This is a genomic window from Agrobacterium sp. SOY23, assembly GCF_027212525.1.
GTDB lineage: Bacteria > Pseudomonadota > Alphaproteobacteria > Rhizobiales > Rhizobiaceae > Agrobacterium > Agrobacterium tumefaciens_I.
The window spans coordinates 486,787-502,005 of record NZ_JAPWDT010000001.1; the positions used below are offsets into that span (position 1 = coordinate 486,787).

General features: G+C 60.4%; 11 protein-coding genes. 10 read left to right on the top strand and 1 reads right to left on the bottom strand.

Annotated elements, in window-relative coordinates; translation table 11 throughout:
• The first annotated feature begins 189 nt into the window (after positions 1-189).
• Complete coding sequence (locus O3S81_RS02325; RefSeq protein ID WP_269340675.1) at positions 190-999, top strand: GGDEF domain-containing protein; 810 nt, start codon at positions 190-192, stop codon at positions 997-999.
• A gap of 84 nt (positions 1,000-1,083) precedes the next feature.
• On the opposite strand, the gene O3S81_RS02330 is transcribed toward O3S81_RS02325, so the two are convergent.
• Positions 1,084-2,388, bottom strand: a complete 1,305-nt coding sequence (locus O3S81_RS02330; RefSeq protein WP_269340677.1) for an MFS transporter — start codon at positions 2,386-2,388, stop codon at positions 1,084-1,086.
• Positions 2,389-2,932: 544 nt separating this feature from the next.
• Between O3S81_RS02330 and O3S81_RS02335 the strand changes: the two genes are divergently transcribed.
• The 9 genes from O3S81_RS02335 to O3S81_RS02375 all read left to right on the top strand — a co-directional run bounded on the left by O3S81_RS02335 (position 2,933) and on the right by O3S81_RS02375 (position 15,216).
• The gene (locus O3S81_RS02335; RefSeq protein ID WP_269340678.1) at positions 2,933-3,859 is read left to right on the top strand and encodes a D-alanine--D-alanine ligase; all 927 of its coding nucleotides are present in this window, start codon (positions 2,933-2,935) and stop codon (positions 3,857-3,859) included.
• Entirely contained in the window at positions 3,847-4,779 is a 933-nt protein-coding gene (locus O3S81_RS02340; protein WP_442864851.1) for a cell division protein FtsQ/DivIB, read from the top strand. Before O3S81_RS02335 ends, O3S81_RS02340 begins: the two co-directional genes overlap by 13 nt.
• A complete protein-coding gene (gene ftsA / locus O3S81_RS02345) occupies positions 4,776-6,107 on the top strand; it encodes a cell division protein FtsA (protein ID WP_080856566.1) in 1,332 nt (443 codons plus the stop codon). The genes O3S81_RS02340 and ftsA overlap by 4 nt, the downstream gene beginning before the upstream one ends.
• Before the next feature lie 91 nt (positions 6,108-6,198).
• On the top strand, positions 6,199-7,953 hold the full coding sequence (gene ftsZ / locus O3S81_RS02350; protein ID WP_269340682.1) for a cell division protein FtsZ: 1,755 nt from the start codon (positions 6,199-6,201) through the stop codon (positions 7,951-7,953).
• Between the two features lie 272 nt (positions 7,954-8,225).
• Complete coding sequence (lpxC, locus tag O3S81_RS02355; RefSeq protein WP_269340684.1) at positions 8,226-9,185, top strand: UDP-3-O-acyl-N-acetylglucosamine deacetylase; 960 nt, start codon at positions 8,226-8,228, stop codon at positions 9,183-9,185.
• A gap of 236 nt (positions 9,186-9,421) precedes the next feature.
• Positions 9,422-10,288: an outer membrane protein assembly factor BamD gene (locus O3S81_RS02360; protein WP_269340685.1), complete on the top strand. Its 867-nt coding sequence runs from the start codon at positions 9,422-9,424 to the stop codon at positions 10,286-10,288.
• 15 nt (positions 10,289-10,303) lie between these two features.
• Positions 10,304-11,977 (top strand): DNA repair protein RecN, encoded by a 1,674-nt coding sequence (gene recN, locus O3S81_RS02365; protein ID WP_269340686.1) that lies wholly within the window; start codon positions 10,304-10,306, stop codon positions 11,975-11,977.
• A 106-nt stretch (positions 11,978-12,083) separates the two neighbouring features.
• Positions 12,084-14,258 (top strand): NAD-dependent DNA ligase LigA, encoded by a 2,175-nt coding sequence (gene ligA / locus O3S81_RS02370; RefSeq protein WP_269340687.1) that lies wholly within the window; start codon positions 12,084-12,086, stop codon positions 14,256-14,258.
• 64 nt (positions 14,259-14,322) lie between these two features.
• Complete coding sequence (locus O3S81_RS02375) at positions 14,323-15,216, top strand: aminoglycoside phosphotransferase family protein (protein ID WP_269340689.1); 894 nt, start codon at positions 14,323-14,325, stop codon at positions 15,214-15,216.
• Positions 15,217-15,219 lie beyond the last annotated feature (3 nt).

Sequence of the window (15,219 nt, forward strand, 5' to 3'; positions counted from 1 at the left end):
TTTCCGCCATAATTTGTGATAAATAGCTATTGATCGAACCGTCGCCTTTATCGTAACGGTCGATCAATAGTTTTTCCCCATAATTAAGGGGAATGAGCGAGCGGGCGAGGCAAGTCTCGTCCCACCGATATTCAATGCGTTTTTATTAGGGAATACCAACGACGTTACGTGATTTAGGCACTTTTGAGCATGATGTTGGGTCTTTGGAAAAAACCGATCGAGATGATGAGTTTTTCGGTCGCGACGCCGGAGGACCGCCGGCGGCTTGAACCGCTGGAATTCTCCATTCGCATTGCATGCCTTGTGACAATCGTCGTCGTGGTGATGTGTACGGGCGGCCTCGTGCTCCTGTCGCAGTTCGGGCTGGTGACCGATCTCGTCAACGGGATCATGTTGAGCGTGACGCTCGGCGGGGCCGTAGCGTTCACGGTGACGCTGCTGGTCTGCTGGCTGAATGCCAGGGAAGTGCAAATTCTCGTGCAATCCCATGAGCGCTTCCTGCATCTGAGCCATACGGATGCCCTGACGGGCCTGAGCAACCGGCTCGGGCTTTATGCCGGGTGCGCCAATCTCGGCACCGAATATTGTGTCGCCTTTCTGGATATCGATCACTTCAAGTCGGTAAATGACCGGTACAGCCATCTCGCCGGCGATCTTGTCATTGCAAGCGTGGCGCGCAGGATCAGCGACCATTTCGGTCCGCCGGCCCATGTCGCCCGTCTGGGTGGTGAGGAATTCGTCGTTGTGCAGGAAACCAGTCCGCTGGCCTTTCTGCAGATGTGCGAGAAGGTTCGCGCGGCAATCGAGGCCATGTCGGTGGAGTATCAGGGCCTGCGAATCGCCGTGACGATTTCTATTGGCGTGGCCTTCAGGGGCGACGCCGAGATTTTCGACAAGGTCATGCACAATGCCGATCTGGCGCTCTACCGGGCAAAGGACGGAGGGCGCAATCGCGTCTGCATGAGCGGTCATGTCGAGCGGCGCCAGGCCGTGGCGTAAGCGCGCAATTGAGTGAGCAAGTGAGCAAGAAAAAGCCCGCGAAACGGAGGTTTCGCGGGCTTTTTGCTGTCAGTATCCTGCGGCTCAGACTTCGTCCTTGCGGGACAGAAGAATGCAGGCCAGCGTGATGAGTGCGGATACGCAGAGGTAATAACCGACATAACCCATGCCGTAATTCACCTGCAGCCATGTGGCGATGTAGGGCGCCAGCGATGCGCCGAAGATGCCGGCCATGTTGAAGGTGATGGACGAGCCGGTGTAGCGCACGCGGGTCGGGAAGGGTGCGGCGAGCGCCGTGCCGATCAGGCCGTAGGTCATGCCCATCAGCATCATGGCCAGAGCCGCGAAGACGAAGATCGAGCCTTCGCTGCCAGTCATCAAGCCGGGCAGCAGGAAGGAGAACAGGCCGATCAGCACCGTCGTCAGGATCAGGATTTCACGACGGCCGAATTTCTCGGCGAGCTTGCCCGCGATCGGGATGAAGATGCCGAAAACGATGGAGCCGAGGATCTGCACTTCCAGCGCGTCGAGGAACGGGATTTTCAGAACCTTGACGTTGTAGGAGAGCAGATAGGCGGTGCCGATATAGAAGAGCACGAAGGTGGCCAGCGCCACGAAGGTGCCGAGCACGAGGCTGCGCTTGTGGTTGCGGAACAGTTCCGCGACCGGCACGGCCACACGTTCTTCCTTTTCGATTGCCTTCTGGAAATCGGGCGTTTCGGTAATCGACAGGCGAACCCACATGCCGACCGCGATCAGGATGATCGACGCGACGAAGGGAATGCGCCAGCCCCAGCTGAGCAGCGCTTCCTGCGACATGAAGTGCAGGAGAATCCAGAAGACACCGGAAGAGAGGAACAGGCCGACAGGCGCGCCAAGCTGCGGGAACATGCCGTACCAGCTACGCTTGCCCGGAGGTGCGTTTTCCGTCGCGAGCAGAACGGCGCCGCCCCACTCACCACCAAGGCCGAAGCCCTGGCCGAAGCGGCAAAGTGCCAAGAGCAGCGGCGCCAGAACGCCGGCGGTCTCATAGGACGGCAGCAGGCCGATCACGACCGTCGAGACACCCATGGTCAGCAGCGCTGCGACAAGCGTGGTCTTGCGTCCCACGCGGTCGCCATAGTGACCGAATACGACGGCACCGAGCGGACGGGCGAAAAAGGCGATGGAGAAGGTGGCGAAGGAGGCGAGAAGCGCCGTCATCGGGTCGTTGTTCGGGAAGAACAAGGTGGGGAACACGAGCACTGCGGCCGTGGCATAAACGTAGAAATCGAAAAACTCGATGGTCGTGCCGACCAGGCTGGCAGTGAGAACTCGTGCAGGCGAATTTGTCTTTACAACGTTCGAATTGTCAGCGGTCGGCGATACCGGAGATATCGCGTCGGTCATGGTATTGGTTCCATTTTGGATGATTGCAATGTCATGCCTTGGGAGGCGATGACTGCGTTAACGCAATTTTTGTTCCTATGGAATGCTAAAAAAGAAATAATGCAAATAATGTGATTGATGAATGCGACAGGCTTCGCATCCTGTTGCCGGATGCCGTTCCGGCGATTGAGAGACTGATTCAGGCCGTGGATTTAAAACGCTGAAACGCCAGATAATTTTCCCTGGGGAATAATCCGGCCTGTTAACGTTTCGACCTTGCCTTCATCGCGGATTGTCGGGCGCCCCAGCGCGGTTTTATTTCCGATCATTGAAAACCTGCATGTTGCAATCCGCGCAACTCTCTGATTCCAAGGAGGGAATCCGGATCGATGCTGATTCTTTAACGGAACTCGGCATGTTGGACGCGGCGGTTAACGAAAGTAAACGATTCATTAACCTTAATGGCGTTTAACTGATCTCAAGGGTCATGTGCCAGAATCACCGTTCGTTTAATTCGGTCGGTTCGCGCGAGGTCCGTAACGGAGAGTTGGTGTCAGAGGGTTCTATGAGCGGCAAGCACGTAGCTGTTCTTTTGGGTGGGTTTTCGTCGGAGCGGCCGGTCAGCCTGTCGTCGGGCAATGCCTGCGCGCTCGCGCTTGAGGGTGAGGGCTACAAGGTCACCCGTGTCGATGTGGGGCGCGATGTCGCCGCCGTACTCGACGAGCTGCGCCCGGATGTCGCCTTCAATGCGCTGCACGGCCCATTCGGCGAAGATGGCACCATTCAGGGCATCCTCGAATATCTCGCCATTCCCTATACACATTCCGGCGTGCTGGCTTCCGCACTTGCCATGGACAAGGCGCAGGCCAAGAAGGTTGCTGCTGCTGCAGGCATTCCGGTGGCTGCCGAGCGCGTCATGAACCGCTTCGATTTCACCAGCGAACATCCGCTTGCGCCGCCCTATGTGGTGAAGCCGGTGCGCGAAGGCTCGAGCTTCGGTGTCGTGATCGTCAAGGAAGACCAGTCGCATCCGCCGCAGATCCTCACCTCGTCGGAATGGCGTTATGGCGATCAGGTCATGGTCGAACGCTACATTCACGGCCGCGAATTGACCTGCGGTGTGCTGGATGGCGAGGCGCTGGGCGTCACCGAAGTGGTGCCGCTCGGTCACAATTTCTATGATTATGATGCGAAATACGCTGCCGGTGGCTCGAAACATGTCATTCCCGCAGAAATTTCACCGAAAATTTACCAAAAAATTCAAACACTGGCGGTTATGGCGCATCGGGCGATCGGGTGCCGTGGCGTAAGCCGTTCAGACTTTCGTTACGACGACCGCTTCTCAGAAGATGGCGAAGTTATCTGGCTTGAAGTGAATACGCAGCCGGGCATGACGCCGACCTCCCTGGTGCCGGAAATGGCGGCCCATGCTGGCCGCTCCTTTGGTAACCTTGTCAGCTGGATGGTGGAGGACGCTTCGTGTTTGCGGTGACCGGCAAAAAGTCGACGGCAAAAAAGCGCGAGCAATACGCGGCGGCGGCCAATGCCGACGATCGCAGGGTGCTGCCGCGTCCACTGCGTCGCTTCGTGCGTTTCGGTGTCAGCCTCGCGACCGGACGCATTCACATTCCCGCCCATACCGGCACGCTTTCGGCCGTCGCCTTTTATGCGGTGATCGGGCTTTACGGCATGTCGCTCGGCGGCCACACCAACATCGTCACCCAGACCACGACATCGGCTGCCGGTTTTGCGGTTGAGGATGTGAAGGTCTCCGGCAATCTTCAGACCTCGGAAATCGATGTCTTCCAGCTTCTCGGCCTCGACGGCAGCACCTCGCTGATCGCACTCGATATCGACGCGGCGCGCCGCAAGCTCGTCCAGCTTCCCTGGGTGGAGGACGTCGATATCCGCAAGGTCTATCCGAAGACGGTGGAAGTTCGCCTGAAGGAACGTCAGGCCTTCGGCATCTGGCAGCACGGCTCGGAACTGTCGCTGATCGAAAAGAGCGGCAGCGTTATCGCGCCGCTGCGCGACAATAAATTCGCTTCCCTGCCACTCTTCGTCGGCCGTGACGCGGAAACGGGCGCCGCCGGTTTCGTCGAGCAGCTGGCCGACTGGCCGGAAATCCGCAACCGCGTCCGCGCTTACGTGCGCATTGCCGGCCGCCGCTGGGATCTGCATCTCGATAACGGCATCGTCGTCAAGCTGCCGGAAGAAAACCTGCCGCAGGCGCTGCAACTGCTGGCGCGGCTCGACCTCGAAGAAAAGGTCCTGTCGCGCGATGTCGCAGCGGTGGACCTGCGTTTGTCCGATCGTACGACCATTCAACTGACCGAAGGCGCTGCCGAACGCCGCCAGGCTGCCGTCGATGCGCGCACCAAGGCTCTCAAGAAAGCGGAGAAGAACACATGAGCTTTTTCGGTTCTTCCCATTTCGGCCTGCCTCGTCTGAAGCCGCTTTCTTCCAAGCGTAGCCACATCGTTTCGGTGCTCGACATCGGCTCGACCAAGGTCGTGTGCATGATCGGCCGGCTGACGCCGCGTCAGGAAAGCGAAATCCTCCCCGGTCGCACCCACAAGGTTGAAATCATCGGTATCGGTCACCAGCGTTCGCGCGGCGTGAAATCCGGCGTGATCGCCGATCTCGACGCGCTGGAAGGTGTGATCCGCCTTGCAGTCGATGCGGCCGAGCGCATGGCGGGTCTCACCGTCGACAGCCTGATCGTCAATGTTTCGGCCGGACGGCTGGCGAGCGATATCTACACCGCGAGTATCGATCTCGGCGGCCAGGAAGTGGAAGCAAGCGACCTGCGCAAGGTTCTGGTGGCGGCAAGCCAGCAGTCCATGCGCCAGGACCGGGCTATCCTGCATTCGCTGCCGACGGGTTATTCGCTGGATGGCGAACGCGGCATCCGCGATCCGCTGTCGATGTATGGCGACCTTCTCGGCGTCGACATGCATGTGGTGACGGTCGAACGCACGGCGCTGAAGAACCTCGAGCTTTGCGTCAATCGTGCGCATCTGTCCGTCGAAGGCATGGTGGCGACACCCTATGCCAGCGGTCTTGCGGCTTTGGTCGACGACGAAGTTGAACTCGGCTGCGCGGCCATCGACATGGGCGGCGGCACCACGACGATCTCGGTTTTCGCCGAAGGCCGTCTCATCCACACCGATGCGATCGGCCTTGGCGGCCATCATGTTACGACAGATCTTGCACGAGGCCTCTCGACACGAATCGAAGATGCGGAGAGACTGAAGGTGGTGCATGGTTCGGCTTTGCTGAATGGCGCGGATGAGCGCGACATGATTTCGATCCCGCCGATTGGCGAAGATGATCGCGATCAACCATCGCAAGTTTCAAGAGCCCTTGTAACCCGCATCGTGCGGGCGCGTATCGAAGAGACGCTGGAATTGATCCGTGATCGTATCCAGAAGTCCGGCTTCAGCCCCATCGTCGGCAAACGCGTTGTCCTGACCGGCGGCGCAAGCCAGCTGACGGGGCTGCCGGAAACGGCACGGCGCATTCTCGCCCGCAACGTTCGCATCGGCCGACCCATGGGTGTGGCCGGTCTTCCTGTGGCGGCGAAGGGACCGGCATTTTCAACCGCCTGCGGACTGATGATCTATCCGCAGGTGGCGGATATCGAAATTCATGCGGCGCAAGGCGGAATGTTCTCGCCGTTTGGTACGGGTAGCGGCCGGATAGCCCGGGTGGGGCAATGGCTGAAAGAGAGTTTTTGAGTAGCCTCGTGGCGCAAGCCGGAGGTTTCAGAGTTGAGTTTCAAGAATCGGCCAGCGGGGCGATGCGGCCAGAGAAAGAAGGAATGTTAAAATGACGATACAGCTGCAGAAGCCTGATATCACAGAGCTGAAGCCACGCATCACCGTCTTCGGTGTCGGCGGCGGTGGTGGTAACGCTGTCAACAACATGATCACGGCCGGTCTCCAGGGCGTCGACTTCGTCGTCGCCAACACGGATGCTCAGGCGCTGACCATGACGAAGGCAGACCGGGTTATTCAGCTCGGCGTCAACGTCACCGAAGGCCTCGGCGCCGGTTCCCAGCCGGAAGTTGGCCGTGCCGCCGCTGAAGAATGCATCGACGAGATCATCGATCATCTGAACGGCACCCACATGTGCTTCGTCACCGCCGGCATGGGCGGCGGCACCGGCACGGGTGCTGCACCCGTCGTCGCGCAGGCTGCGCGCAACAAGGGTATCCTCACGGTCGGCGTCGTCACCAAGCCTTTCCACTTCGAAGGCGGCCGCCGCATGCGTCTTGCCGAACAGGGCATCGAGGAACTGCAGAAGTCCGTCGATACGCTGATCGTCATTCCGAACCAGAACCTCTTCCGTATTGCCAACGACAAGACGACCTTCGCCGACGCATTCGCCATGGCCGACCAGGTTCTCTACTCCGGCGTTGCCTGCATCACCGACCTGATGGTGAAGGAAGGTCTCATCAACCTCGACTTCGCCGACGTCCGCTCGGTCATGCGTGAAATGGGCCGCGCAATGATGGGCACCGGCGAGGCTTCCGGTCCGGGCCGCGCAATGCAGGCTGCGGAAGCGGCAATCGCCAACCCGCTGCTCGACGAAACCTCGATGAAGGGCGCGCAGGGCCTGCTGATCTCCATCACCGGTGGTCGCGACCTTACCCTGTTCGAAGTCGACGAAGCGGCAACCCGTATCCGCGAAGAAGTCGATCCGGATGCCAACATCATCCTCGGCGCGACCTTCGACGAAGCGCTTGAAGGCCTCATCCGCGTCTCCGTCGTCGCTACCGGCATCGACCGCGTTGCGGGCGTTGGCGAACAGAACATCGCCGAGATGCGCGCCGCAGCTGCCGTTGCCAAGCCGCTTATCCGTCCTTCCGCGGCCGTTGCTCCCGCTCCGGCCGCAGTACAGCCTGCAGCAGTCTCGCAGGCACCGAAGGCCGTAGACCCGATCGCCCAGACCATCCGTTCGGCAGAAGCCGAAATGGAACGTGAACTTGGTTTTGCAACGCACCAGCAGCCGGCCCAGGACTTCCGTCCGCAGAGCAAGCTGTTCGCGTCTTCTCCGGCTGAAGCTCCGGTTCTGCGTCCGGCCCAGCCGGTTCAGCAGGCTGCTCCGGCTCCGGTTGCCCAGGCGCCGGTCTATCACGCTCCGGAACAGGTCGCCGCTCCGGCACCGCGCATGCAGCAGCCGCAGGCTCCTGTCTATCAGGAACCCGCACCCGTTGCCCGCCAGCCTGAGCCGGTCCGCATGCCGAAGGTCGAAGACTTCCCGCCGGTCGTCAAAGCCGAGCTGGACCACCGCACCCACGCCGCTCCTGCTGCCCAGGAAGAGCGTGGCCCGATGGGTCTTCTGAAGCGCATCACCAACTCGCTTGGCCGCCGTGAAGAGGAAGAAGTTCCCTCCGACATGATGGATGCGCCGAGCATGGCTCCGCAGCAGCGCCGCGCCCCGCTTTCGCCGGAAGCAAGCCTCTACGCACCGCGTCGTGGCCAGCTTGACGACCACGGCCGCGCAACGCCTGCCTCGTCCAGCCATCACGATGACGACCAGCTGGAAATCCCGGCCTTCCTGCGCCGCCAGTCCAACTGAAGGCGATTCCAGACACCCTTCGAAACGCCCGGATCTCACGATCCGGGCGTTTTGTTTATTTTACGTTATTAACACTAAATTAATTCGTGTTTTCAACGGCTTGCGCATGTAACAATCCGAAACGAACAGTGATTTGTCGTGGCACGTACATGTGCGTATGTATGAGGCTGGGTAAGGGAAAAGATTGACTTTGCCGGTCGTTAAAAACCGGCTTGAAAACTTGAACGGCGCTGGCCCAGGGCGGCGCGGTTTGCAAAACAAGGCATAGACGCATGACTATCGGACTGCTCGGATTTCAGACAACTATCGCACATGCTGTTCAGCTCAAAGGCATTGGCGTGCATTCCGGCAATCCGGTCTCGATGACCTTCCAGCCCGCAGAAGCCGGAACGGGCATCGTCTTCCACCGCCTTCATGACAATGGCAGCGTTACCGAGTTGAAGGCGGTTTCGGCCAATGTCGGCAATACCGATCTGTGCACCGTGCTCGGCCGTTCGCTTTCCCAGTCGGTAGCGACGATCGAGCACGTCATGGCCGCCATCTACGCCATGGGCCTCGACAACCTCATCGTCGAGGTTGACGGCCCGGAAGTGCCGATCATGGATGGCAGCTCCGCGCCTTTCATCGAGGCGATCGAATCGGTCGGCATCAAGAACCTCGGTGCGAAGCGCCGCTATATTCGCGTCACCAAGCCGGTGCGTATCGATTCGGGTGCCTCCTGGGCGGAGTTCCGTCCCTATGACGGCACACGCTTCGAGGTCGATATCGATTTCGACACGCCGCTGATCGGCAGACAGTCGTGGAAGGGCGACCTGACGGCGGAGACCTTCAAGAAGGAATTGTCGCGCGCCCGCACCTTCGGTTTCATGCGCGATGTCGAGCGTCTGTGGGCCGCCGGTTATGCGCTGGGTTCCTCGCTTGAGAATTCGGTCGTCATCTCCGACGACAACAGCGTCATCAACATGGAAGGCCTGCGTTACGCCAAGGACGAGTTCGTCCGTCACAAGACGCTGGACGCCGTGGGCGACCTGGCGCTTGCCGGCGCGCAGTTCATCGGCTGCTACCGCTCCTATCGCGGCGGTCACAAGGTCAATGCGAATGCGCTGAAGGCTCTGCTGAGCGACCGCACGGCCTATGAGATCGTCGAAGCGCCGGCTGCCCGCAACCAGATGGTCCGCGCCCGCGAATTCGTGGCGGTCAACATGCCGGAATTTGCGCCCTGGTCTGCGTAAGTTTGTTTGCAGGCTATCAATTGACAGGAGAAGCCGCTCCCTTTCGGGGCGGCTTTTTCGTGAGGCGGGGCGGGAAGTTGCATATTATCGCCCGATAATCGTGCGATTGCATGGGCCGATGCCATAAAAATGCGTTAATGCGTCATCATTGCGTTGCCCTGCGGATGCTTTTATGGCTAGAAACGCCAGTGCAAAGCCGATGCTTATGTATTTGCGCGGGAAGTGGGAACTGTCGAATGAAGCATGTAGGGTCTGGTGCAATGAAGGGTACGATGCGGGGGATCGCCGTTTCGTTGATGTTGGTCGGCGCAAGTGTCGTCGTCACGGCCTGCCAGTCCGATCCGGATATCGACATCACCAAGCTCGGCGTCGAAACCGATCCGCCGGATGTTCTGTACAAGCAGGGCCTTGCCAACATGAACGCTGGCAACATGACGGAAGCCTCACGCAAGTTCGAGGCGATCGACAAGCAATATCCCTTTACCGAATGGGGCCAGAAGGCGCTGGTGATGCAGACCTTCATCGCCACGCGCACCAACAAGAACGATGTGGCGATCACAACCGGCAGCCGGTTCCTGCGGCAATATCCGCGTTCCAAGGATGCCGCTTACGTTCAGTACATGATCGGCCTTGCCTATTCGAAGCAGATTTCCGACGTGACGCAGGACCAGCGCGCCGCGCAGCGCACTGTCGAGGCGATGAACAAGGTCGTCAACGACTATCCCGATTCGGAATATGTCGCCGACGCGCAGGCCAAGATCCGTTTCGCCCGCGATCAGCTCGCCGGCCGTGAAATGCAGGTCGGCCGTTATTACCTTGAGCGCAAGGAATATCTCGCCGCCGTTTCGCGTTTCCGCATCGTCGTCGAGCAGTACCAGAACACCAACCAGATCGAGGAAGCGCTGGCGCGTCTGACGGAGGCCTATTACGCAATGGGTCTGACGGACGAGGCGCAGACCGCGGCCGCCGTTCTCGGCAACAACTATCCCGACAGCCAATGGTATTCGGATTCCTACAAGCTGCTGAAGGGCAGCGGGTTGGAGCCACGTGAAAACAAGGGGTCCTGGATTTCGCGCGCCGGCAAGAAGCTCATCGGCGCCTGAGACGGGGCATAGGCCATGCTGGTCCAGCTCTCGATTCGCGATATCGTCCTGATTGAAAGGCTTGACCTCGGTTTCGAGGCGGGCCTTTCCGTGTTGACGGGGGAAACGGGCGCGGGCAAATCCATCCTGCTCGACAGTCTCTCGCTGGCGCTGGGTGGCCGTGGTGATGGCGGTCTGGTGCGCCATGGCGAGGACAAGGGGCAGGTGACGGCCACTTTCGAAGTCCCGAACAATCACCCCACACGGCTGCTCCTGCGCGAAAACGGCCTCGATGACGATGGCGACCTGATTTTCCGTCGTGTCCAATCCGCCGATGGCCGGACCAAGGCCTATGTCAACGATCAGGCCATCAGCGTGCAGATGATGCGCCAGCTCGGGCAATTGCTGGTCGAAATCCATGGTCAGCATGATGATCGCGCCCTTGTCGATACCGATGCCCACCGCACGCTGCTCGATGCCTTTGCCGGGCTGAGCGATGAGGCCCGCACCGTTCAGGGCCTTTACCGCACCTGGAAGGACGCCGAGCGCGCCCTGAAGACCCACCGCGCCAAGGTGGAAGCGGCGGCGCGTGAGGCGGATTACCTGCGCTCTTCCGTCGAGGAGCTTGAGACGCTCTCGCCACGGGATGGCGAAGAGGATGAGCTGGCCGAGCGCCGGGCGGTGATGCAGAAATCCGAACGCATCGCCGGTGATATCGCCGAAGCCAGCGAGTTCCTGAACGGCAATGCATCGCCCGTGCCGATGATCGCCTCGATGATGCGCAGGCTTGAGCGCAAGAGCCATGAAGCGCCGGGATTGCTGGAAGACACCGTGCAATTGCTGGATGCCGCGCTCGACAGCCTTTCCAATGCGCAGATGGAAGTGGAGGCGGCGCTGCGCCGCACGGAGTTCGATCCGCGCGAGCTGGAGCGGGTGGAGGAGCGGCTGTTTGCGCTGCGCGCCGCCGGCCGCAAATACAATGTTGCCGTGCCTGATCTGCCGGCGCTCGCCGAAAAAATGGTGGCCGATCTCGCCGATCTCGATGCCGGCGAGGAAAAGCTCGGCAAGCTCGAAGCCAATCTCGGCGTCGTGAAGGCCGATTTTGACCGGGCCGCCCAGTCGCTTTCCGAAAAACGCCGCCACGCGGCGGATGCGCTTTCGAATGCCGTCATGGCCGAGCTTCCGGCGCTGAAACTGGAGCGGGCGCGGTTTACCGTCGAAGTGATCGCCGATCCCGAGCAGGCGACGGCGGATGGCATCGATACGGTGGAATTCCACGTCCAGACCAATCCGGGCACACGGCCGGGGCCGATCATGAAAGTGGCATCGGGCGGCGAATTGTCCCGCTTCCTGCTGGCCCTGAAAGTGGCGCTGGCGGATCGCGGTTCGGCACCGACCCTGGTGTTCGACGAAATCGATACGGGTGTTGGCGGCGCTGTGGCGGATGCCATTGGCCAGCGGCTGCGCCGCCTGTCGAAGACCGTGCAGGTTCTGTCGGTTACCCATGCGCCGCAGGTGGCGGCGCGGGCGGCGACGCATCTTCTCATTTCCAAAGGCCCCACCGGTGATGGCAGCGAGCGCATTGCCACCCGCGTCGCCACCATGGAGCCGAACCACCGCACCGAAGAAATCGCCCGCATGCTTGCCGGCGCCTCGGTGACGGACGAGGCACGGGCTGCGGCCGCGCGCCTCTTGGCCGCCAAGGACTGACCGCTCGCCTTGGCTGCCTTTTGGCGCTGTGAGTCCAGCGGCAAAACTGTTTTTAATGTTCTCTATTTCGGCTAAAAGCGTTCGGTAATTCCGAAACGAGGCCGCCATGTCGAAAGACCAGAAATCCGTCGAAAACCTCACCGAACTCGAAGCCTCTTCCGAGCTTGCATTTCTGGCGGCCGAGCTTGCGCGTCACGACGCGCTTTACCACGGCAAGGATGCGCCGGAGATTTCGGATGCGGAATATGACGCGCTGAAGCGGCGCAATGATGCCATCGAGGCGGCTTTTCCGGCGCTGGTGCGGGCCGACAGCCCGTCAAAGAAAGTCGGCTTCGCGCCGCTCCCCACTTTTGCGCCGATTGTGCATGCCCGCCCGATGCTCTCGCTCGACAATACGTTTTCGGAAGAGGACCTGCGCGACTTCGTGAGTTCCGTTTATCGCTTTCTCGGGCATCTGCCGGATGATTCGATTGTCTTTACTGCGGAGCCGAAGATTGACGGGCTTTCCATGTCCATCCGTTACGAGAACGGCAGGCTGAAGACTGCGGCGACGCGCGGCGATGGCACGACGGGCGAAAACGTCACCGCCAATATCATGACCATCAAGGAAATCCCCAACACCTTGCCCGCCGATGCTCCCGATGTGGTGGAAGTGCGCGGCGAGGTCTATATGGCCAAGAGCGACTTTCTGGCGCTCAACGCCCAGATGGAGGCGGAAGGCAAGCAGACCTATGTGAACCCGCGCAACACGGCATCCGGTTCGCTGCGCCAGCTCGACCCCAATGTGACGGCCCGACGCAAATTGCGTTTCTTTGCCTATGCGCTGGGCGAGGTCTCGAATGGCGGCCAGCCGGGGCGGATTGCCGATACGCAATATGGCATTGTCGAGAAGTTCCGGGAGTGGGGTTTTCCGGTCAATCCGCTGATGAAGCGATTCACCTCCGCCCAGCAATTGCTTGAGCATTATAATGAAATCGGCGTCGCGCGACCTGATCTCGATTACGATATCGATGGCGTGGTCTATAAGGTCGACCGGCTCGATCTTCAGGAACGGCTGGGTTTCCGCTCGCGCAGCCCGCGCTGGGCCACCGCGCACAAGTTTCCGGCCGAGCAGGCTTTCACCACGGTCGAGAATATCGAAATCCAGGTGGGGCGCACGGGTGCGCTGACGCCGGTCGCGCGTCTCACCCCGATCACCGTCGGCGGCGTGGTCGTCACCAATGCGACATTGCACAATGCCGACTACATCGAAGGCATCGGCAATAGTGGCGAGCGCATTCGCCCCGAGGATCATGACATTCGCATCGGCGACACGGTCATCGTGCAGCGTGCCGGGGATGTCATTCCGCAGGTGCTGGACGTGCTGTTGGAAAAACGTCCGGCCGAGGCGGTGAAATACCCGTTCCCGGAAAAATGTCCGGTCTGCGATAGCCATGCGGTGCGGGAGCGCAACGAAAAAACCGGCAAGCTCGATTCGGTCACGCGCTGTACGGGCGGTTTCGTCTGCCGGGCGCAGGCGGTGGAGCATCTCAAACATTTCGTTTCACGCAATGCCTTCGATATTGAAGGGCTCGGCACCAAACAGATCGATTTCTTCTTCGAAAGCGACGATCCGGCACTCTCGATCAAGACCGCGCCTGACATCTTTACGCTGAAGGCGCGGCAGGAAGCATCCCATCTGACCAAGCTCGAAAATATCGACGGCTTCGGCAAGGTCAGTGTCAAGAAGCTGTTCGACGCCATCGATGCCCGCCGCGAGATCGATCTTCACCGCCTGATCTTTGCGCTCGGTATCCGCCATGTGGGCGAGACGACGGCGAAGCTTCTGGCGCGCTCCTATGGCACCTACGAACATTTCGAAGAGTGCATGAAGGCGGCGGCGGACCTGGCAAGCGACGCCTGGGCCGAACTCAACAGTATCGACGGCATCGGCGAGGTAGTGGCCCGCGCCATCATCGAGTTCTACAAGGAACCGCGCAATCTCGATGTCATCGATCGGCTGATACGCGAATTGCAGCCGAAGGAGGCCGAAAAGCCCTCGACCGAAGGCAGCCCGGTGGCGGGCAAGACCGTGGTTTTCACCGGCTCGCTGGAAAAATTCACCCGTGACGAGGCCAAGGCCCGGGCCGAAAGCCTCGGCGCGAAAGTGGCCGGTTCCGTCTCGAAAAAGACCGATATCCTCGTAGCCGGGCCGGGAGCCGGTTCCAAGCTGGCCAAGGCGACGGAACTGGGTGTGCAGACCATGGATGAGGACGAGTGGCTGGCGTTGATCGGCGGCTGATGGGCCGTCATGGCCGTGTTGTTCTGCACAGCTAGAGCTTTGCGGCCGAAACGGAGAACGCAGCATGGATGACCGCATCGTCGTCACCACACAGCAGGTCCGGGCGCTGATCGCCAGCCAGTTTCCGCAATGGGCGGCGTTTAACATCCGGCCGGTGGAACTGAGCGGTTGGGACAATCGCAGTTTTCGCCTCGGTGATGACATGCTGATCCGCATGCCAAGCGCCGCCCGCTATGTGGCGCAGGTGGAAAAGGAGCACCGGTGGCTGCCGGTGCTTGCGCCGCTGCTGCAGGTTCCGATTCCGGTGCCATTGGCGCTGGGGCAACCGGGAGAGGGTTATCCGTACCCTTGGTCCGTTTATCGCTGGCTTGAAGGCGAACCTCTCGCCCGGCATCTGGACAGCACCGATCTTTCGGCCATCGCTGTCGATGTCGCCACCTTCCTGAAAGCCCTGCACGGTATCGATGCTTCCGATGGCCCGCTTGCGGGCGCGCATAATTTCCATCGTGGCGGGTCGCTTGCGGTTTATGACGGAGAGACAAGGGCTTCTGCGGCGCGGCTTGCCGATGAGGTGGATCAGGCGCTGGCCATGGAGATATGGGAGCTTGCGCTTTCCAGTAGATGGCAAAGGCAGGGTATCTGGGTGCATGGCGATATTGCCGAAGGCAATCTGCTGGTGAAGAACGGGAGGCTGGCGGCCGTCATCGATTTCGGTAGTTCCGGCATCGGCGATCCATCGTCCGATCTCATTCTTGCGTGGAATGTGCTCGATGCGCAAAGCCGGGATGTTTTTCGTCGGGCGCTGGATCTGGATGAGGCCACATGGCAGCGCGGGCGCGGTTGGGCGCTATGGAAGGCGTTGATCGTGCTGGATGCCGAGCGGGGGCATAACGAAAAAATGGCCGAATGGTCACGGCGGACCATTCGGGAAGTGTTTGCCGATCACCTTGAAAGCTGAAAG